Source organism: Pseudomonas putida, assembly GCA_029953615.1.
In the GTDB taxonomy this organism is placed as follows: Bacteria; Pseudomonadota; Gammaproteobacteria; order Pseudomonadales; family Pseudomonadaceae; genus Aquipseudomonas.
On the sequence record CP124529.1, the window covers coordinates 3,571,838 to 3,592,893 of the forward strand.

Below are 21,056 nucleotides of genomic sequence, written 5' to 3' on the forward strand. Positions count from 1 at the left end.
GCGAGGGTGGTTTCCAAGCCACCCTCGCAGGTTTTCACGTACGCAGTGTTTCAGGCGCTGCCATTGAAGATGTCGCTGTTGAAGATATCGACCCCGACCAAGGTGATGGTCGTCGTCTGCCCGCCGGATTCGGCAATGGTCACGATGCTGTCTGCGCCAGTGTTGTCGATCGACTGGACGACGGCATTTGGATCGCCATTGAGCACCAGCGTGTCTCGTTGCCCCGCGCCGGCATCGAACCCGTTGACCTGGTAGAGGAGCTGATCGGTCGACAGGTCGACGTTGAATGCATCGCGCTGGCCAGTCGTGCCAACCAGGGCGAAGTCGAACGGTGCGTTGTCCGATTCGTTGGCGAACAGGTTGGCGTCGAACGTGCTACTTGCGGAGTCGCCATCTTTGTCCGTCAGTGTCGCACTGAACTGCAATTTGACGTCGCTGGCGAGGTTCTCGGTTTCCTTGATGAACTCGATCACCGGGATCTTGATGTCACCTCGAGCCATAGTCAGTTGAACGGCGTCAATCAGCGCCGAGCCTTCCTTCTGGACCAGGAAGGACACTTGGCCGCCAGCCTCTGGGGTCAGGGTATTTACCTCGGTCAGGTTAGACGTCGTCCCATCCGCGTAGTAGATACGGTAATACAGGTCCTCGGTCGTGGTGTTGTAGCCCCCTACGGAGTTGTCGATGAAGATCTTCATGCCCGTCAACAGGGTCTCCGGGTTGATCACGAAGCTCTCATCGGCGGCGCTGATCGCTGCCAGGTTATCGCCCTGGAGCAGGTTGTTGGCGACGCCGATACCGGACGTGCTGACGTTCATGGCCGCAGGGTCGATGTACGACGGCAGCGGATTGGTCTGTAGCGAGGCTTCGGTCGGGTCGGGTGCCCCGAGGCCTATGCCGGTGAAGATGTCTGCCGTCGAGGCGAGTGCTTTAGCGGAGAAGAACACGATCTCTTCGGATGCCGAAGGAATGGTCGGGTCATTCGTTTTAGGGATCAGCAAGGTACGCACAGGGTCCGGGCCGCCGGCATCGAGCGAGCCGTCGGCACTGCTGAGCGTGGTGACCGAACTGAAGCCTTGTACCAGATCCAGTGTATAGCTGCCATTGGCAAAGGCCGTCAGCGTGTAGTCGATCGTGGTGTTGGCTGTTGTTGCGTTATTGTCGAAGTCCCCGGTCAAGGTACCAGTGAAGTGGAACGCACCATTGGCGTCGGGCGAAGGCGACGTCTCGGTGAGTGTGCCGGTGCCGGTCGTGGTGGTGTTGTCTGGCCTGACCAACGTGAATTGGCCGCCCACCAGCGAAATGTCCAGCCCGGTAGCTCCCAGGCCGTCGGCGCCGATCGTACTATCCCAGAACCCATATTGCGGCAGGATACTTCCGGTTCCGATCAGGTTGCCGAAGGCAAGTGTTGGTCCATCATCGTGGAACACCAGATTCTGCCCGATGTTGAGTGTGGCCTGGGCGCTGTCGCCGTCCTTGTCGGTCTTGGTCGCGGTCAAGGTCACCAGGTTGTCGGAGGTCAGGGTTTTCGAGTCATCGGGGTTGCTGGTGTCGGGATGCACGACGGCGCGGAGCTGGTCGAGGGTAACGGAACCGTTGCTGGCAACGCTGACGGTGAACACCAGTAGGTTGCCGACGGCCGTGCGACCCTCCACCACGGTGCCCGTTGAGCGACAGGTTGACTGCCGAACCGGTGGCCGTGTCGATCAGGCCGGAGGCGCCGGCTACTACGCCCAGAGCATAGGTGAGCGTACCGGCGTCATCGGCGCCGAAGGCCGAGGTGAAGTTGGCGGCGAAGCTTTGCGTGGCGTTGGTTGTCAGGTCCGTTTCATCGACGGTCAGGACCGGTTCCGTGCCGGTGGTGCTGATGCTCGGGCCGTCATCCTTGAATACCAGATTCTGCCCGATGTTGAGTGTGGCCTGGGCGCTGTCGCCGTCCTTGTCGGTCTTGGTCGCGGTCAGGGTAACCAGGTTGTCGGAGGTCAGGGTCTTCGAGTCATCGGGGTTGCTGGTGTCGGGATGCACGACGGCGCGGAGCTGGTCGAGGGTAACGGAACCGTTGCTGGCAACGCTGACGGTGAACACCAGTAGGTTGCCGACGGCCGTGCGGCCCTCCACCACGGTGCCGTTGAGCGACAGGTTGACTGCCGAACCGGTGGCCGTGTCGATCAGGCCGGAGGCGCCGGCTACCACGCCCAGAGCGTAGGTGAGCGTACCGGCGTCATCGGCGCCGAAGGCCGAGGTGAAGTTGGCGGCGAAGCTTTGTGTGGCATTGGTCGTCAGGTCCGTTTCATCGACGGTCAGGACCGGTTCCGTGCCGGTGGTGCTGATGCTCGGGCCGTCATCCTTGAATACCAGATTCTGCCCGATGTTGAGTGTGGCCTGGGCGCTGTCGCCGTCCTTGTCGGTCTTGGTCGCGGTCAGGGTCACCAGGTTGTCGGAGGTCAGGGTCTTCGAGTCATCGGGGTTGCTGGTGTCGGGATGCACGACGGCGCGGAGCTGGTCGAGGGTAACGGAACCGTTGCTGGCAACGCTGACGGTGAACACCAGTAGGTTGCCGACGGCCGTGCGGCCCTCCACCACGGTGCCGTTGAGCGACAGGTTGACTGCCGAACCGGTGGCCGTGTCGATCAGGCCGGAGGCGCCGGCTACTACGCCCAGAGCATAGGTGAGCGTACCGGCGTCATCGGCGCCGAAGGCCGAGGTGAAGTTGGCGGCGAAGCTTTGCGTGGCGTTGGTTGTCAGGTCCGTTTCATCGACGGTCAGGACCGGTTCCGTGCCGGTGGTGCTGATGCTCGGGCCGTCATCCTTGAATACCAGATTCTGCCCGATGTTGAGTGTGGCCTGGGCGCTGTCGCCGTCCTTGTCGGTCTTGGTCGCGGTCAGGGTAACCAGGTTGTCGGAGGTCAGGGTTTTCGAGTCATCGGGGTTGCTGGTGTCGGGATGCACAACGGCGCGGAGCTGGTCGAGGGTAACGGAACCGTTGCTGGCAACGCTGACGGTGAACACCAGTAGGTTGCCGACGGCCGTGCGGCCCTCCACCACGGTGCCGTTGAGCGACAGGTTGACTGCCGAACCGGTGGCCGTGTCGATCAGGCCGGAGGCGCCGGCTACCACGCCCAGGGCGTAGGTGAGCGTACCGGCGTCATCGGCGCCGAAGGCCAGAGGAGGTGAAGTTGGCGGCGAAGCTTTGCGTGGCATTGGTCGTCAGGTCCGTTTCATCGACGGTCAGGACCGGTTCCGTGCCGGTGGTGCTGATGCTCGGGCCGTCATCCTTGAATACCAGATTCTGCCCGATGTTGAGTGTGGCCTGGGCGCTGTCGCCGTCCTTGTCGGTCTTGGTCGCGGTCAAGGTCACCAGGTTGTCGGAGGTCAGGGTCTTCGAGTCATCGGGGTTGCTGGTGTCGGGATGCACAACGGCGCGGAGCTGGTCGAGGGTAACGGAACCGTTGCTGGCAACGCTGAGGGTGAACACCAGTAGGTTGCCGACGGCCGTGCGGCCCTCCACCACGGTGCCGTTGAGCGACAGGTTGACTGCCGAACCGGTGGCCGTGTCGATCAGGCCGGAGGCGCCGGCTACCACGCCCAGGGCGTAGGTGAGCGTACCGGCGTCATCGGCGCCGAAGGCCGAGGTGAAGTTGGCGGCGAAGCTTTGCGTGGCGTTGGTCGTCAGGTCCGTTTCATCGACGGTCAGGACCGGTTCCGTGCCGGTGGTGCTGATGCTCGGGCCGTCATCCTTGAATACCAGATTCTGCCCGATGTTGAGTGTGGCCTGGGCGCTGTCGCCGTCCTTGTCGGTCTTGGTCGCGGTCAAGGTCACCAGGTTGTCGGAGGTCAGGGTCTTCGAGTCATCGGGGTTGCTGGTGTCGGGATGCACGACGGCGCGGAGGAGCTGGTCGAGGGTAACGGAACCGTTGCTGGCAACGCTGACGGTGAACACCAGTAGGTTGCCGACGGCCGTGCGGCCCTCCACCACGGTGCCGTTGAGCGACAGGTTGACTGCCGAGCCGGTGGCCGTGTCGATCAGGCCGGAGGCGCCGGCTACCACGCCTAGGGCGTAGGTGAGCGTACCGGCGCCGTCGGCGCCGAAGGCTGAGGTGAAGTTGGCGGCGAAGCTTTGCGTGGCGTTGGTCGTCAGGTCCGTTTCATCGACGGTCAGGACCGGTTGCCGTGCCGGTGGTGCTGATGCTCGGGCCGTCATCCTTGAATACCAGATTCTGCCCGATGTTGAGTGTGGCCTGGGCGCTGTCGCCGTCCTTGTCGGTCTTGGTCGCGGTCAAGGTCACCAGGTTGTCGGAGGTCAGGGTCTTCGAGTCATCGGGGTTGCTGGTGTCGGGATGCACGACGGCGCGGAGCTGGTCGAGGGTAACGGAACCGTTGCTGGCAACGCTGACGGTGAACACCAGTAGGTTGCCGACGGCCGTGCGGCCCTCCACCACGGTGCCGTTGAGCGACAGGTTGACTGCCGAGCCGGTGGCCGTGTCGATCAGGCCGGAGGCGCCGGCTACCACGCCTAGGGCGTAGGTGAGCGTACCGGCGCCGTCGGCGCCGAAGGCTGAGGTGAAGTTGGCGGCGAAGCTTTGTGTGGCATTGGTCGTCAGGTCCGTTTCATCGACGGTCAGGACCGGTTCCGTACCCGTGGTGCTGATACTCGGGCCATCGTCTTCGAAGCTCATTTTTGAGCCGATTTCGGCGGTTGCGGTAGTGACCTGGCGTAGCATGAAACCGCCGATATCGAAGTCGGCATGTTCATTGCCTTTAGCGTCGACGGCGGCCCCATTCTCGACGAGTACGCGGTTGTGATCCTGTGTGGTGGTGTACTCGATCTTCTGGCCGGCTTTGATGCCGGTGAGGGTGGCGACGCCGGAAGCAAAGCTGATGACGATGCTCGGGTCATTCACCGACCCGTCCGAGTTCTCGATCACTTGCCCCGTGGCGATATTGATGACGCGAACATTGGTGATCGCCACCGACGCATCGTTGGCGTAGCCATTGACGAAATTCACGCCAGGTTCAGCAGCGGTGCTGAAGGCGCTGATCCTGACCACGGCGCTCTTGCCGCTTTGCAACTGCACCACATCGAACGTGGCCGACTTTGCATTGAACACGGCGGTGAAATCGACGTTAGCTTCGATATCCGCTTCGTTCTGGTCCAGGTTGGGAATGGTCACATCCTGCCGGGCGCCGGTGACGAAGGTAAAACGGATACCTTCCTGTTCCACGATCATCTGGTTGTTGGTGCCGAAGGTGGTCGGCCCGCCCGCCTGGCTGGTATTGATCGTATCGCCCGTGGTGATGTTGGCACCGCTCGACTGGTCGGCCGGGTCCTTCCCGGTGGCTATGATCGTCGGGTCGGTGATGCGCAGGATGCCGCTATCATTGACGACGGTCGGGTTTGCGGTGGTGAACATCAGGAACAGGTTCTGGCCGGAGGGGGCGTTGGCCAGGCTGAATACCAGGTCCTGACTGGTGCCGATGAACACCTTGTTCAGCAGATTGAGCGCGTCGTCGGGGTTGCTCGTGTCCGGATGCTTCAGCGGTTGGTATTCCACCGTCCAGATCTTGCCGCCGCTGACGGGCGATCCGGTTTCTTCGATATAGCCCGCGAAGATGATCGCGCCTGTTGGCCCGCCAGCCCGGCCCAGCACGATGTTGTTGTTGGTATCGGTGTAGAGCAGGATGTCGACGCCATCGAGGGTATCCAGCCCGCTGTCCAAGCCATTGAGGGGCGCGCCAACGCTGTCGGTGAAGCTGATGTCGGTGATGCTGCCTCCCGGTACCGGGGTGATGCTGAACGCATTGCTCCCGGTGTTGCCGACGGCGCCGGTATAGCCGCTCAAGGCGGCACCTGCCGGGGTACCGGCCCCCAGTGTGGTCAAGCGGGTCGAGAATGCGGAGGGCAGGGACGCCACCAGGATGTCGTTGTCGTCGGCATCCGAAGTCGGGGTTGGTGTAGCTGTGCCGTTCTGCAACGAGGCCGTTTCGTCCAGCGTCACGCTCACACCGGTCGCGGTGATGATCGGCGCGCTGTCTGTGAATGAGGCCGTGGCCATCACGTCATCGGCGGTGCCGAATACCTGGTCGGCGCCCGCAGCTGTCGCGCTGAGCAGGAAGGTGGCGCCAGCCGAGTCGTCGGGGTTGACGTACCACGAGGTGGTGATGCTGCCGTTGACTTGGCCGTCGAGATCGCCAGCGCCGCCGTCGGTCACGTACCAAGGGGTATGACCCTCGCCGGAGCTGGTAGCGAGGACATCGTCGGGGGTGCCCCACAGCTTGTCCGCACCGGCGTCCGTGACATGGTCCACCTCGAATGCGACCGTGCTGCCAGCCGCGAAGCCGCTGGTCGTGACGATGGCGGTGCTGCCAGGGCTGTAGTCGCTCTGGTCGGTGGTAACGGTTGGTGAGGAGATCGGGGGTAGGTCATCTCCGGTTGGGCTGCCGTGTTTGTCTGTTGGCGAGGCATTCTTCTTGCGAATAGTCATGGCTCTCTCCCAAGCACTGCCGGTTGTCGAGGCCTGACCACAGGCCTCTGTAATAGACCTCCACTATGGCGAAGCGCCATGAGCTGCGCATCGGCTGATACTCCTAGGCTGACTGGGAGTATCGGACTATATGGCCCTGGCGCAGAGAGCCCGAAGACACATAGTCACATGCCGTTCAACACGCGCTTGCCGTATTCGGCTGCAACCTCTTCCCGGCATCCGTCGCCTGATTTAATATACTTTCCAGTACAAATATTGAATGTGCCCACCGCGAAAGGATTCAACATGCTGCGCCATGCCTTGTTCATTGCTCTGCCTGCCGCTGCCGCGCTGTTGCTGGCAGCGTGCGGCCAGGAAACCGCCCCACCGGCTGCGCCGCGCCCGGCGCTGGTGGTGCAGCCGCAGCCGGCCGAAGCCGCTGCCGACAGTTACCCCGGCGAAGTGCGTGCGCGCTTCGAGCCGGAACTGGCTTTCCGCATTGGCGGTAAGGTCAGCAAACGCCTGGTCGAGGAGGGGCAGCGGGTCAAGGCCAACCAACCGCTGGCCGAACTGGACCCGCAGGACGTGCGCCTGCAACTGGAAGCCAACCGTGCTCAGTTGACGGCCGCCGAAGCCAACCTTTCGCTGGTGCGCGCCGAGCGCGACCGCTACCAGAAGCTGCTTGACCGGCAGATGGTCAGCCATTCCCAGTACGACAATGCCGAAAACCTCTACCGCGCCGGCCTGGCCAGGCTGAAACAGGCCAAGGCCGAGTTCGACGTGGCTGGCAACCAGGCCGAATATGCTGTGCTGCGCGCACCACAAGCCGGGGTAATAGCCAAGCGCCAGGTCGAAGTGGGCCAGGTGGTTGCCGCAGGGCAGACCGTGTTCACCCTGGCCGCCGATGGCGAGCGGGAAGTAGTCATCGGTCTGCCGGAGCAGCAGTTCGCCCGCTTTGCCGTGGGGCAGCCGGTGAGCGTTGAGCTATGGTCGCACCCGCAAGAGCGCTTCCAGGGGCGGATCCGCGAGCTGTCACCGGCCGCCGACCCGCGTTCGCGCACTTTCGCTGCCCGCATTGCCTTTACCTCGGCCGCTACACCGGCGGAGTTGGGCCAGAGCGCCCGGGTGTTCATCGCCCACGAAGGGGTGATCCCGCTGGCGGTTCCCCTGTCGGCAGTCACTGCGGAAAACGGCCAGGCCTACGTCTGGCGGGTCAACAAAGACAGCCGCCTGGAGCGGGCAGTGGTACGCCTGGGGGCCTACGGCGCCGACAGCGTACCCGTGCTCGAAGGCCTCGCCCCCGGCGACTGGGTCGTCGCCGCGGGAGGCCATGTATTGCGCGAGGGCCAGGAAGTACGCCCCGTGGACCGTACCAACCGCGTAGTGAACCTGACGGCCAAGGAGTAAGTCCCGATGGGTTTCAACCTTTCTGCCTGGGCGCTGCGCAACCGCCAGATCGTCCTGTTCCTGATGATCCTGCTGGCAGCCATTGGCGCCATGTCCTACACCAAGCTCGGCCAGAGCGAAGACCCACCGTTCACCTTCAAGGCCATGGTCATCCGTACCCTATGGCCCGGTGCTACCGCCGAGGAAGTGTCGCGCCAGGTCACCGAGCGCATCGAGAAGAAGCTGATGGAAACCGGCGAGTACGAGCGGATCGTCTCGTTCTCTCGCCCTGGCGAATCGCAGGTTACCTTCATGGCCCGCGACTCGCTGCATTCCAAGGACATTCCCGAGCTGTGGTACCAGATCCGCAAAAAGGTCGCGGACATCCGCCACACCTTGCCGCCGGAAATCCAGGGCCCGTTCTTCAACGACGAGTTCGGCACCACCTTTGGCAACATCTACGCGCTGACCGGCGAGGGCTTCGACTACGCGGTGCTCAAGGACTACGCCGACCGTATCCAGATCCAGCTGCAGCGGGTCAAGGACGTGGGCAAGGTCGAGCTGATCGGCCTGCAGGACGAAAAAGTCTGGATCGAGCTGTCCAACCTCAAGCTGGCCACCCTCGGCGTGCCGCTGGAGGCTGTGCAGCAGGCCCTGCGCGAGCAGAATGCGGTGAGCACCGCCGGCTTCTACGAGACGCCCAGCGAGCGCCTGCAATTGCGGGTTAGCGGGCGCTTCGACAGCGTCGAGCAGATTCGCCAGTTCCCCATTCGCGTCGGTGACCGCACTTTCCGCATAAGCGATGTGGCGGAGGTGCACCGCGGCTTCAACGACCCACCCGCACCGCGCATGCGCTTCATGGGCGAGGATGCCATCGGCCTGGCGGTGTCGATGAAGGACGGCGGTGACATCCTAGTGTTGGGCAAGGCCCTGGAAAGCGAGTTCGAACGCCTGGCACGCAGCCTGCCGGCCGGTATGGAGTTGCGCAAGGTCTCGGACCAGCCGGCGGCGGTCAAGGCTGGTGTGGGCGAATTCGTCCAGGTGCTGGTCGAAGCGTTGGTCATCGTGTTGCTGGTGAGCTTCTTCTCCCTGGGCCTGCGTACTGGCCTGGTGGTGGCGCTGGCCATCCCGCTGGTGCTGGCCATGACCTTCGCCGCCATGCACTACTTCGGCATCGGCCTGCACAAGATCTCCCTTGGCGCACTGGTGCTGGCCCTGGGTTTGTTGGTGGATGATGCGATCATTGCCGTGGAGATGATGGCGATCAAGATGGAGCAGGGCTACGACCGCCTCAAGGCGGCCAGCTACGCCTGGAGCAGCACTGCCTTCCCGATGCTCACCGGCACCCTGATCACCGCGGCGGGCTTTCTGCCGATTGCCACGGCGGCCTCCAGCACCGGTGAATACACCCGCTCGATCTTTCAGGTGGTCACTATCGCCTTGCTGACCTCTTGGGTGGCAGCCGTGGTGTTCGTGCCTTACCTGGGCGAGCGCCTGTTGCCGGACCTGGCCAGGATACGTGAGGCGCGCCACGGCGAGGATGGCTACGCGCCAGACCCCTATGCGTCAGCGTTCTATCAGCGGGTACGACGCGTTGTGGAATGGTGCGTGCGGCGGCGCAAGACAGTGATCCTGCTGACCATTGCCGCCTTTGTCGGCAGCATCCTGCTGTTCCGTTTTGTGCCCCAGCAGTTCTTCCCGGCCTCCGGGCGCCCGGAGCTGATGGTCGACCTGAAACTGGCCGAAGGTGCCTCGCTGGCCAACACCGCCGAGCGGGTCAAGCAACTGGAGGTGTTGCTCAAGCAGCAGGACGGCATCGACAACTACGTGGCCTACGTGGGCACCGGTTCGCCGCGTTTCTACCTGCCGCTGGACCAGCAACTGCCGGCGGCCAGCTTTGCCCAGTTCGTGGTGCTGGCCAAGTCGATGGAAGACCGTGAGCGCCTGCGCAGCTGGCTGATCAGCACCGTGGACCAGCAGTTCCCTGACCTGCGCGCGCGGGTTACCCGTTTGGAAAACGGCCCGCCCGTGGGCTACCCGGTGCAGTTCCGGGTGACTGGCGAGCATATCGAGAAGGCCCGTGCATTGGCCCGTGAAGTGGCCGACAAGGTGCGTGAGAACCCGCATGTGGTAAACGTGCACCTGGATTGGGAAGAACCGAGCAAGGCGGTGTTCCTGGAGATCGACCAGGACCGTGCCCGCGCCCTGGGCGTAAGCACCGCACACCTGTCCAGCTTCCTGCAAAGCTCGCTGACCGGTACCACGGTCAGCCAGTACCGTGAGGACAACGAGCTGATCGAGATCCTGCTGCGTGGCACGCAGAAGGAGCGCAGCGAGCTGGGCAACCTCGGCAGCCTGGCACTGCCGACCGACAACGGCCAGAGCGTGGCGCTGTCGCAGGTGGCGACCCTGGAGTACGGTTTTGAAGAGGGCATCATCTGGCACCGCAACCGCTTGCCGACCGTGACCGTGCGTGCCGATATCTACGACAAGGAGCAACCGGCGACGTTGGTGAAGCAGATTCTGCCGACCCTGCAGGAGATCCGCGCCAAGCTGCCCGACGGCTACCTGCTGGAGGTGGGTGGTACCGTGGAGGACTCCGAACGTGGGCAGAAGTCGGTGAATGCCGGTATGCCATTGTTCGTGGTGGTGGTGCTGAGCTTGCTGATGATTCAGCTGCGCAGCTTCTCGCGCACGGTGATGGTGTTCCTCACCGCGCCGTTGGGATTGATTGGCGTGACCCTGTTCCTGTTGGTGTTCCGTCAGCCGTTCGGCTTTGTCGCCATGCTCGGCACCATTGCCCTGGCGGGAATGATCATGCGCAACTCGGTGATCCTGGTGGACCAGATCGAGCAGGATATCGCGGCGGGGATGGAGCGCTGGCAGGCGATCATCGAAGCTACGGTGCGGCGCTTCCGGCCAATCGTGCTGACTGCGCTGGCGGCGGTGCTGGCGATGATTCCGTTGTCGCGGAGCGTATTCTACGGGCCGATGGCGGTGGCGATCATGGGTGGTTTGATCGTCGCCACGGTGCTGACCCTGTTGTTCCTGCCGGCGTTGTATGCGGCGTGGTTCAGGGTGAAGAAAGCCTAGCGGCTTTCACCGCCCTGTAGGAGCAGCCTTGTGCTGCGAAGAGGCCGGTACAGCAACATGAATTTTCATTTGCTGCCCCGGCCTCTTCGCAGCACAAGGCTGCTCCTACAGGGAATTGCGACAACCGGAATCAGAGGGCGCCGAAGACCTTCTTGGCCAGGCTGGTAGCCGCTTCAGCCGGGTTCTGGCGAATGCTCTGTTCCTGTTTGGCAATCATCTCGAACAGGCCATCCAGTGCCTTCTCGGTCACGTAGTTCTCGATATTGGCGTCATCCTTGACCAGCCCCAGGCCTTTGGCCTGTGCAGCGAAGGCATTGTACTGCTGGGCCACGCCAACCTTGTCGGTAGCCTGCTTGACGATCGGCAGGAACCTGGCGCGGATCTGCTCGCGGCTGCTCTTGTTCAGGTACTGGGTGGCCGAGTCGTCGCCGCCGCTGAGGATGCCCTTGGCGTCGGTCACGCTCATGTTCTTCACGGCATCCACCAGAATCGCCTGGGCCTGCGGCACGGCAGCTTCGGCGGCCTTGTTCATGCTGGTTTCCAGTGCTTCGACCTGTTCACCCTTGCCGAACATCTTCATCGCTTTGGCCGCCTTGCCAAGATTGCCCGGCAGTTCGATGCGCACGTCCGGGTTGTTGCTGAAACCGCCCGGGGTGCTCAGCTGCTTGACCGCCAGTTGTGCGCCTTGGGTCAGGGCATCTTTCAGGCCGCCGGTGGCGTCCTTCTGGCTCAGGTCACCCAGCGACAGGGCCAGGGCGCTGGCCGACAGCATCAGGCCGGCGCACAGGGTGGTGAAGCGCAGGGAAGTGCGGATCATGGAGCTTTCCTTGTAGATGGATAGTCTTGCGGATTTTCGCGGCTGATGAAGGCTTGTCAATCATTAGCGGCAGTGCTTGTCGTCAGCCTTGCAGAGCCTGTGACGTACACCCATCAGAGGCAAGAGGTCTCCAGCCCGTCCTCCCGGTGCAACGCCACCTGACGGATCGACAGCCGCAGCTCCGCTGACAGCACACGCTTGGCCACGCCCTCGGCCAGCTCGCCGAGCTTGTCGTGATAACCCAGCTTGCCTTGCGCGTCGGCGTGCAGCACACCCTGCTCGACCAAGGTCTGGATGAAGTGGCGGAACAGGGTCTTGTCGAAGAACTCCGGGGCATTCAGGCCGTGCAGGATCGACAGGCGCTGGGCCATCATCACGCAAAGGTCTTCCAGCTCTTCGGCGCTCAGGCTGTTCTGCCCGCTGTTGAGCAGCAGCGAGGTAGCCATGTAGAAACGCTGCAGGGTCTGGGTGATAGTGCGGGCGAGCAGGGTCAGCAACACGAACTGCCGCGAGCTGGGCGCCGGACGAATGTAAGTGTCGTTGTCCTGGCGCAGCAGCCCTTGCCCGACCAGCGCGGCCAGCCACTGGTCGATCACTGCATCCAGTTGCTCCGGCGACCAGCGCAGGAACAGTTCGGCCTGCAGGTAAGGGTACATGGCATGCACATACTGGCCCAGCAGTTCTCGGCTCATGCGCGAGCTGCTGAGGAAGAAGCTGGCCAGCAGTGCCGGCAGGGCGAAGATGTGCAGCACGTTGTTGCGGTAATAGGTCATCAGTACCGCGTTGCCTTCATCCAGGTACAGGATGCGGCCCAGGGCGTCCTTCTGCTCGGCCACCAGGTTCATGCCGCGCACGTGTTCGATCAGCGACTGGCCGTCGCCTTCGGGCAGGGTGGTGTGCGGCGAGTAAGGCACCTGGCGCAGCAAGGCCAGGTACAGGTCGAGCACGCGGGTCAGGGCGCGCTCGTCCAGGGCCAGGCGGCTGGTGGACAGCAACGCCAGGGCTACCAGGTTGACCGGGTTGATCGCGGCTGCCTCGTTGAGGTGGCGGGCAACGGTTTCGCCCAGGCGGCTGGTGGCGGCGTTGAGCCAGGCCGGGCGGTACTGCGGGCCGTGGTCCTGTTCACGCCAGCCGGGCTGTTGCTGGTCGAGGAAGCCGGCCAGGCGGATCGGTTCGCCGAAGTTGACGTACACCTGGCCAAAGCGCTGCTTGAGCGCGCCGAACACCTTGAAGATATCGAAGATCGACTCTTTCTTTTTGCTGGCACCGCGCAGTTCGCCCAGGTAGGTGCGGCCTTCGAGTACGCGCTCGTAGCCGATGTACACCGGTACGAACACGATCGGCGTGCGTGACGAGCGCAGGAAGCTGCGCAGGGTAATGGCCAGCATCCCGGTGCGCGGCTGCAGCATGCGCCCGGTGCGCGAGCGGCCGCCTTCGACGAAGTACTCGACCGGGAAGCCCTTGGTGTACAGGGTTTGCAGGTATTCGTTGAATACCGCGGTGTACAGCGGGTTGCCCTTGAACGTGCGGCGCATGAAGAACGCACCGCCACGGCGCAGCAGGTTACCCACCAGCGGCATGTTGAGGTTGATGCCTGCGGCCACGTGCGGCGGGGTCAGGCCGTTGCGGAACAGCAGGTACGACAGCAGCAGGTAGTCGATGTGGCTGCGATGGCACGGTACGTAGATCACTTCGTGGCCGGGGGCGATGCCCTGCACCTGCTCGATATGGTTGACCTTGATGCCGTCGTAGATCTTGTTCCAGAACCAGCTCAGCACCACTTCGAGGAAGCGGATGGCAGTGTAGGTGTAGTCCGAGGCAATCTCGTTGCCGTAGCGCAGAGCCTGGGCTTCGGCCTTGGCCAGCGGCAGGTTTCCACGCTGCGCTTCCTCGACGATGGCCTGGCGCACCTGGGGCGCGTGGATAAGCCCCTTGACCAGGTTGCGCCGGTGCGAGATGTCGGGGCCGATGACGGCGGTCTTGAGGTTGCGAAAGTGCACGCGCATCAGGCGCTGGGCCATGCGCACTGTGCGCTCGTGGCCCTTGTTGTGCTGGACCAGTTCGCGCAGGTGAATGGGCGCGGAGAACTGTACCCGGGTCTTGCGCCCCAGGATCAACACGGTCAGCAGCCGGCGCAGGCGCCCGGTAACCGCCCAGCTGTCGGCAAACAGCAGCTTCCACGGGCTGGACTCACTGGCCGGGGTCTGGCCCCAGAACACGCTGACCGGAATGATCTGCGCATCTTCTTCGGCATGTTGGCTGACGGCGGCGACCAGTCGCTCCAGGGTGGGCGGGGCGCCGCGCTTGTCATGGCGGCCGAGCCAGTCCGGGTCCGGGGTCAGATAGAAGAAGGCGGCCGGTTCCTGCAGCGGGCCAACCGCCACCGGCAGCACCGGGCGCGGCAGGCCCGCCTTGGTGCATTCATGGTCGAGCACGGCCAGGTCGGTAAGTGCGGGCGTGGGCAGGGCATAGAACACCGGGCGGCTGCGGTCGAGCTTGAGGGTGAGGGAGGACTGGTTGATGGTCTCGGAGCGCACCCACAGGTACAACAGGCGACGCAGGGCGCCGAAGATCAGGCGGCGCAGGGGGGAACGGGTCATGGGGTGTGTGCCCTGGGTGTGATGTTCAGAGGGGTATCCAGCCAATTAGTCTGCCGTATCCGCGCAAGTTCAGCAAAAATCGCCGAACGGCGCGACGGTCATCAAATTTTTTTGTTCTGTGTCATATACTCGGCCTGCCACTTGCAAGATATTTGCGCAAGCGGCGTCGACACAGGGAGCAGACCCCTGTGTCTACAAGGCGATCTTCACAATAAAAATCCGGAGTAGTTCAGATGTCGTCTCGTGAGACTGGGAATGTAAAGTGGTTCAACGATGCCAAGGGTTATGGCTTCATTCAGCGCGAAGGTGGTGCGGATGTATTCGTCCACTATCGGGCGATCCGCGGTGAGGGGCATCGTACCCTGGTCGAAGGACAGCGGGTGGAATACGCCTGCGTGCAGGGCCAGAAAGGCCTGCAAGCCGAAGACGTAGTGGGCCTCTGAGCCTCATGCTGTAAGGCTTGTTGTGGGGGCTGGCTTGCCGGCGATCACCGGCGAAGCCGGTGCCAGGCACCGTGTTGCCTGAATCGCCGGCAAGCCGGGCTCCCACAAAGAATGAATGCACTGCATTCAGGTGCGCCAGGTGATTTCCTCTTCACCGTCGGCGCTGATGCGCACCCAGCGGTCGGCATCTTCTTCCCCGTCTTCCTCCACCCAGCCACCTGGCGCGCAGCGCACTTCCACACCCAGTGCGGCAAATGCGGCGCGGGCGCAGGCAACGTCATCGGCCCATGGCGTCTGGTCGCTTTCCAGGTACAGGCTGTTCCATTTCCCTACAGCCTTGGGTAGCCAAGTGACCGGAATGTTACCGGCCTGGCACTTGAAGGTATGGCCTTTCTGCTTCCATTCGCTGCACGGGCCGATCGCCTGGGCGAGCCACTCGGCAATCTGCTTGTGGTCGACGTCGGTGTCCTTCAGGTAGATCTCGATATCAGGTTGGCGCATAAGGGCTCCGGGTGTGCTCAGTCTTGGCGCACGAAATAGTCATAACGCATGGAAACCGTGACCTCGAACGGCTCGGGCTGGTCGATCACCCGGGCACGCTTTTCGGCACTGGCGCGCCAGCCGTGCGGGGTCATGGCCAGCAGGTCGGCACGGGCCTTGGGCGCGGCCAGGCTCAGGCGGAACTCCAGGGTTTCGCTGTGGGCATGGACCATGCCTTCGGGGACCAGGGCCAGGTGTTTGTCGTCGGCGTAAGGGCGTACTTCATCGTAGAGCACTTCGCGCAGTTCCATCAGGTGGCCGCTGGTGGGGCCGACCCGCATCAGGCCGCCGCCGGGGCTGAGCAGGCGCTTGGCCTCAGCCCAGTCCAGCGGGCTGAACACGCTGGCGATGAACTGGCAGCTGGCGTCCGCCAGCGGCACACGGGCCATGCTTGCGACCATCCAGGTGACTTCCGGCGCACGGCGGCAGGCGCGCTTGACCGCCTCACGGGAGATGTCCAGGGCATAACCGTCGGCAGTTGGCAGGGCCTGGGCGATCTGCGCGGTGTAGTAACCCTCGCCGCAGCCGATGTCCAGCCAGGCGTCAGGCTGGCGCTCGGCGGCCAGGTCGGCCAAGCGGCGGGCCACCGGCGCATAGTGGCCAGCGTCGAGGAAGTCGCGGCGGGCCTCGACCATGGCCTGGTTGTCACCCGGGTCGCGGCTGTTCTTGTGCTGCACCGGCAGCAGGTTCAGGTAACCCTGGCGGGCGCGGTCGAAGCGGTGGCCGGCCGGGCACACCACACCGTTGTCGAGCCGGCTCAGCGGCGCCTGGCAAAGAGGGCAGGCGAGCATCAGGCGAGCAACCGGACCAGGGTCTGGTAGTAGATTTCGGTCAGCAGGTCGAGGTCGCTGGCCAGGATCCGCTCGTCGACCTGGTGGATGGTGGCGTTGACCGGGCCGAGCTCGACCACCTGGGTGCCCATGGTGGCGATGAAGCGGCCATCGGAGGTGCCGCCGCTGGTCGACGGCTGGGTGTCGCGGCCGGTGACGCCCTTGATGCTGGCCGAGACGGCGTCCAGCAACTCGCCCGGTTCGGTGAGGAACGGCAGGCCCGACAGCGCCCAGTCGATCGACCAGTCCAGCTCATGCTTGTCGAGGATCGACGACACCCGCGCCTGCAGGCCTTCGACGGTGGACTCGGTGGAGAAGCGGAAGTTGAACAGTGCAGTCAGCTCGCCTGGGACCACGTTGGTGGCGCCGGTGCCGGAGTTGAGGTTGGAAATCTGGAAGCTGGTCGGCGGGAAGAACGCATTGCCTTCGTCCCAGTGCTCGGCTGCCAGTTCCGCCAGGGCCGGCGCGGCCAGGTGGATCGGGTTGCGCGCCAGGTGCGGGTAGGCCACATGCCCCTGCTTGCCGCGCACGGTGAGCTTGGCGCCCAGCGAGCCGCGGCGGCCATTCTTGACCACGTCACCCAGCAGGGTGGTGCTGGAGGGTTCGCCGACGATGCACCAGTCCAGGCGCTCGTTGCGTGCTTTCAGGCGCTCGACCACGGCCTTGGTGCCATGGTGGGCCGGGCCTTCCTCGTCGCTGGTGATCAGGAACGCAACCTTGCCACGGTGGTCCGGGTAGTCCTGCACGAAGCGCTCGCTGGCAATCACCATGGAGGCCAGGCTGCCCTTCATGTCGGCGGCACCACGGCCGCACAGCATGCCGTCGGCGTCGATCAGCGCTTCGAACGGCTCATGCTGCCATTGCTGCACCGGGCCGGTGGGCACCACGTCGGTATGGCCGGCGAAGCACAGCACCGGGCCGTCCTGGCTGCCGTGGGTGGCCCAGAAGTTGTCGACGTCCTCGATGCGCATGGGTTCCAGCTGGAAGCCGACGGCGCCCAGGCGGTTCATCATCTGCGCCTGGCAATCGGCGTCGACGGGGGTGACCGAGGGGCGACGGATCAGGTCGCAGGCCAGTTGAAGGGTAGGCGAGAGCTCGGCTGGGGCCGTCATGGGGGACTCCGGGGCAAGGCAAGGCGGGGAAAACTGAGGGCGTTATCTTATATCAAATGGTTTCAGGCGGCACGGCCCATTCGCGGGCACGCCCGCTCCCACAGGTACTGCACAGCTCTGAATGTCGGTGACAGACCTGTGGGAGCGGGCGTGCCCGCGAATAGGCTGCAAAGAAGCCCCGGCAATCTCAGGCCTGCTGCGGCTCAGCGGCCTTCTCCCCAGGCTTGGGCAGCGAAGACAGGAAGGCCATCACCAACGCCGCCACATAAGGCAACGACTGCACCAGCAACATCGCCACCCAGAAGCGCATGTCCGAGCTCGGCAGCCCCTGTACCAGGTAGATGCCCAGCGCCGCGCCCCACAGCAGCAACATGATGAACAGCTCTTCACGCGCTTCGGATATCGCCACCAGCAACCCATGGCTGTCGGCATTCTTCGGCGTGCGGAAGAACGGCATGCTGCTGGTGAAGAACCCGTACAGCACCGCCTTGGCAATGGTATGCGACAGTGCCAGCCCCGCCAGCGCCGCAGCAAAGGCATCCTTCAGGTTCACCCCCACCGCGCGGCGGTAGAGGAAGATGATCTTGCCGACCTTGAAGAAGAACAGCGCCAGTGGCGGAATGGCAAAGATCATCAGCGGCGGGTCGACCCGGTGCGGCACGATGATCATCGCCGCCGACCACAGCAGCGCGCCGACGGTGAAGAAGATGTTCATGCCATCGGCGATCCATGGCAGCCAACCGGCCAGGAAGTGGTAGCGCTGGCCGCGGGTCAGCTCGCTGCCCTTGCCGCGTAGCAGGGCGCTGGCGTGGTGCTTGATGATCTGGATGGCGCCGTAGGCCCAGCGGAAGCGTTGCTTCTTGAAGTCGATGAAGGTGTCTGGCATGCAGGCCCTTGCCATAGCTGTTGTGAGCATAGGCGGCCGACAGGCCCTTCTCGAATACCCGCAAGCCCAGTTCGGCGTCCTCGCAGATGCACCACTCGGCCCAACCCAGCTCTTCCAGCACGCTGCGCCGGGTCATGGTCATGGTGCCGTGCTGAATGATCGCGTCACGGTCGTTGCGGGTGACCATGCCGATGTGGAAGAAGCCCTTGTACTCGCTGTAGCACAGCTTCTTGAAGGCGCTTTCGTGCTGGTCGCGGTAGTCCTGCGGCGACTGCACCACGGCAATTTTCGGGTCGGCGAAGTGCGGCACCATGTGCTTGAGCCAGTTGCGGTCGACGCAGTAGTCCGAGTCGATCACCGCGATCACTTCGGCGTCCTTGGCGGTGTGCGGGATCAGGTAGTTCAGCGCGCCACCCTTGAAACCGGCCAGGGGCGCGACGTGGAAGAACCTGAAGCGCTCGCCGAGCTTCTCGCAATGGGCCTTCAGTGGCTCCCACACGGCCGGGTCCTTGGTGTTGTTGTCGATCACCAGCACTTCGTAGTCGGGGTAGTCCAGTGCAGCCAGGGCGTCGAGGGTCTGCTTCACCATCTCTGGCGGCTCGTTGTAGCACGGCACATGCACCGACACCTTGGGCCGGTAGGCGCTGTCGGCCTGCACCGGCAGGAACTCGCGCCGGCGCTTGTGTATCCATACCGCCTCGGCCAGTTCGTGGGCCTCGGTCAGCAGCACGATGAACACGCCCAGCGCGCCAAGGGCCAGCAGCACACCCACGGTCAGGCTGAACCAGGTGCTGTATTGCTGGCTGTAGTCGTAGGCGATCCATACCAGCACCGACCCGCACAGGAAGGTAATGAAGGTCAGGAAGGTGCGGCCACGCTGGCGCAAGGCCGAACCGTCGATGAACAGTACCATCAGGGCAATCATCGCCAGCACCACCGAGGCGACCGCCAGGGCACGCCACTGCGGGATAGCCACCACCGGGCCGTCGAAGTTGAATTTTTGCTGGCGTTCGGCGTTGTACACGCCCCAGTAGGCGCCTACCGAGCCTTCGTCGCTGGCCTTCCACGGTTGGTCGTAGGCTTCGATGACGAAGTAGTTGTAGCCGCGGCGGTTGAGGGTGTTGACCAGGGTGCGCAGGTAGATGGCCTGGTCGGCCTGGGTGGCGTCGGCACCACCGCGCATGCGGCCGTTGCTCGGCCAGCCGACTTCCGATAGCAGCAGGGGTTTGCGTGGGAACTGGTGTTTCAGCTCGCGGGCGCGGTCGAGCACGAACTCGACCGAATCCTTCATCGGCACGAACTCCCAGTACGGCAGGATGTGCGCGGCAATCAGGTCGACGTGCTTGGCCAGTTGCGGGTTTTCCTTCCAGATGTGCCATTGCTCGCTGGTGGTTACCGGCACCTTGACCGCTGCACGTACCCGGTCGAGGTATTTGATCAGGTTTTCCGGCGTGACTTCTTCACGGAACAGCGCTTCGTTGCCGACCACAACCCGCACCACGCTGCGCGAGGTGTTGGCCAGCTGGATGGCGGTGGCGATTTCGCGCTCGTTGCGCTCCAGGTCCGGGCTGATCCAGATGCCCAGCGTTACCCGCAGGCCGAACTCCTCGGCCAGGCGCGGGATATCCGCCTGGGTGCCCTCCACGGTGTAGATCCGGATACTGTCGGTCAGTTTGCTCAACTGCTCCAGGTCCTGACGCATCTCGTCGTCACTGGGGTACTGGCCCTTCTGCGGGCTCTCACCCAGACGGAACGGTGAGTACGAGAAGCCAGAGATCTGCTCTGGCCAGGCGGGGGCGGAAACCGGGCGGTTGATTAGCGCCCAGAATCCGGTGAACAACGCGGCGATGGCCAGGACCACGACCAGGTTCAGGCCGAATTTACGTGAAGACATTGTCGTCCATATGTGTCGAAGTGATAGGACATTAAAGCAGGGTTGGTAGTGTCTTTCCTAACGATGCAGGCCATGGGCCCGCTGGCATATAATGCGCGCCGGTTTTTTGGGGTATGAGCATGAGCACAGAAGATCCACGCTTCGCCGGCGTTGCCCGGCTGTATGGCGACCAGGGGCTGCACCGCCTGGGCCAGGCCCATGTGGCCGTGGTCGGTATTGGCGGGGTAGGCTCGTGGGCTGCGGAAGCGCTGGCCCGCAGTGGCGTGGGCGAGATCACCTTGTTCGACCTTGACGACGTCTGTGTCAGCAACACCAACCGCCAGGCCCATGCCCTGGAAGGGCAGGTGGGGCGACCCAAGGTCGAGGTCATGGCCGAGCGCCTGCGGGCGATCAACCCGGCGTGCACGGTGCATGCGGTGGCCGACTTCGTTACCCGCGACACCATGGTCGAGTACATCACCGAGCACCTCGATTGCGTGATCGACTGCATCGACAGCGTCATGGCCAAGGCCGCCCTGATCGCCTGGTGCCGGCGCCGCAAGATCGCCATCGTCACCACGGGTGGTGCCGGTGGGCAGATCGACCCGACCCAGATCCAGATCGCCGACCTGAACAAGACCTTCAACGACCCGCTGGCCTCGCGGGTGCGTTCCACCCTGCGCCGCGACTACAACTTTTCGCGCAATGTCAGCCGCAACTATGGCGTGCCATGCGTGTTCTCCAGCGAACAGCTGCGCTATCCCAAGGGCGATGGCAGCGTTTGCCTGCAGAAGAGCTTCGTCGGCGAGGGCGTGCGCCTGGACTGCTCGGGTGGCTTTGGCGCGGTGATGATGGTGACTGCGACCTTTGGCATGGTGGCGGCGAGCAAGGCGGTGGAAAAACTGGTGGCGGGGGCGCGGCGGCCTTCGGAGCGGGTCAAGCCTGAATAGACCGCATGGGCTTCTTCGCGGGCTTGCCCGCTCCCACAGGTACTGCATCTCTCTCAAGAACGATGAGG

At 63.7% G+C, this 21,056-nt stretch carries 9 protein-coding genes and 2 pseudogenes; 4 read left to right on the forward strand and 7 right to left on the reverse strand.

Annotation, left to right across the window (positions count from 1 at the left end):
- Positions 1-50: 50 nt before the first annotated feature.
- Positions 51-6,050 (reverse strand): annotated as a pseudogene (locus tag QIY50_16425) (DUF5801 repeats-in-toxin domain-containing protein).
- A gap of 714 nt (positions 6,051-6,764) precedes the next feature.
- Between QIY50_16425 and QIY50_16430 the strand changes: the two are divergent.
- Both QIY50_16430 and QIY50_16435 read left to right on the forward strand, forming a co-directional pair.
- Positions 6,765-7,865: an efflux RND transporter periplasmic adaptor subunit gene (locus tag QIY50_16430; protein WGV19007.1), complete on the forward strand. Its 1,101-nt coding sequence runs from the start codon at positions 6,765-6,767 to the stop codon at positions 7,863-7,865.
- Positions 7,866-7,871: 6 nt separating this feature from the next.
- Positions 7,872-10,937, forward strand: coding sequence for an efflux RND transporter permease subunit (locus QIY50_16435; protein ID WGV19008.1), 3,066 nt, complete (start codon positions 7,872-7,874; stop codon positions 10,935-10,937).
- A 130-nt stretch (positions 10,938-11,067) separates the two neighbouring features.
- Here QIY50_16435 and QIY50_16440 read toward each other — a convergent pair whose 3' ends face one another.
- Both QIY50_16440 and plsB read right to left on the reverse strand, forming a co-directional pair.
- The gene (locus tag QIY50_16440) at positions 11,068-11,754 is read right to left on the reverse strand and encodes a DUF4197 domain-containing protein (protein ID WGV19009.1); all 687 of its coding nucleotides are present in this window, start codon (positions 11,752-11,754) and stop codon (positions 11,068-11,070) included.
- A 113-nt stretch (positions 11,755-11,867) separates the two neighbouring features.
- Positions 11,868-14,354, reverse strand: coding sequence for a glycerol-3-phosphate 1-O-acyltransferase PlsB (gene plsB, locus QIY50_16445; protein ID WGV19010.1), 2,487 nt, complete (start codon positions 14,352-14,354; stop codon positions 11,868-11,870).
- Positions 14,355-14,587: 233 nt separating this feature from the next.
- Here plsB and QIY50_16450 point away from each other — a divergent pair, with 233 nt between their 5' ends.
- Complete coding sequence (locus QIY50_16450; protein WGV19011.1) at positions 14,588-14,797, forward strand: cold-shock protein; 210 nt, start codon at positions 14,588-14,590, stop codon at positions 14,795-14,797.
- A 126-nt stretch (positions 14,798-14,923) separates the two neighbouring features.
- Here the strand turns inward: QIY50_16450 and QIY50_16455 are convergent, their stop codons facing one another.
- The 4 genes and pseudogenes from QIY50_16455 to QIY50_16470 form a co-directional block, all read right to left on the reverse strand.
- Entirely contained in the window at positions 14,924-15,298 is a 375-nt protein-coding gene (locus tag QIY50_16455) for a hypothetical protein (GenBank protein WGV19012.1), read from the reverse strand.
- Between the two features lie 17 nt (positions 15,299-15,315).
- Positions 15,316-16,128, reverse strand: coding sequence for a methyltransferase domain-containing protein (locus QIY50_16460; protein ID WGV19013.1), 813 nt, complete (start codon positions 16,126-16,128; stop codon positions 15,316-15,318).
- The gene (dapE, locus tag QIY50_16465; protein WGV19014.1) at positions 16,128-17,279 is read right to left on the reverse strand and encodes a succinyl-diaminopimelate desuccinylase; all 1,152 of its coding nucleotides are present in this window, start codon (positions 17,277-17,279) and stop codon (positions 16,128-16,130) included. Before dapE ends, QIY50_16460 begins: the two co-directional genes overlap by 1 nt.
- 187 nt (positions 17,280-17,466) lie before the next feature.
- A pseudogene (locus tag QIY50_16470) lies at positions 17,467-20,059 on the reverse strand (glycosyltransferase).
- Between the two features lie 119 nt (positions 20,060-20,178).
- Here QIY50_16470 and tcdA point away from each other — a divergent pair.
- Positions 20,179-20,988 (forward strand): tRNA cyclic N6-threonylcarbamoyladenosine(37) synthase TcdA, encoded by an 810-nt coding sequence (gene tcdA / locus QIY50_16475; protein ID WGV19015.1) that lies wholly within the window; start codon positions 20,179-20,181, stop codon positions 20,986-20,988.
- The last annotated feature ends 68 nt before the right edge of the window (positions 20,989-21,056 follow it).

Coding starts and splice junctions, on each gene's coding strand:
- QIY50_16440 (WGV19009.1), bottom strand. CDS start 11,754: ATGATCCGCACTTCCCTGCGCTTCACCACCCTGTGCGCCGGCCTGATG.
- QIY50_16450 (WGV19011.1), top strand. CDS start 14,588: ATGTCGTCTCGTGAGACTGGGAATGTAAAGTGGTTCAACGATGCCAAG.
- QIY50_16435 (WGV19008.1), top strand. CDS start 7,872: ATGGGTTTCAACCTTTCTGCCTGGGCGCTGCGCAACCGCCAGATCGTC.
- QIY50_16455 (WGV19012.1), bottom strand. CDS start 15,298: ATGCGCCAACCTGATATCGAGATCTACCTGAAGGACACCGACGTCGAC.
- QIY50_16460 (WGV19013.1), bottom strand. CDS start 16,128: ATGCTCGCCTGCCCTCTTTGCCAGGCGCCGCTGAGCCGGCTCGACAAC.
- tcdA (WGV19015.1), top strand. CDS start 20,179: ATGAGCACAGAAGATCCACGCTTCGCCGGCGTTGCCCGGCTGTATGGC.
- dapE (WGV19014.1), bottom strand. CDS start 17,279: ATGACGGCCCCAGCCGAGCTCTCGCCTACCCTTCAACTGGCCTGCGAC.
- QIY50_16430 (WGV19007.1), top strand. CDS start 6,765: ATGCTGCGCCATGCCTTGTTCATTGCTCTGCCTGCCGCTGCCGCGCTG.
- plsB (WGV19010.1), bottom strand. CDS start 14,354: ATGACCCGTTCCCCCCTGCGCCGCCTGATCTTCGGCGCCCTGCGTCGC.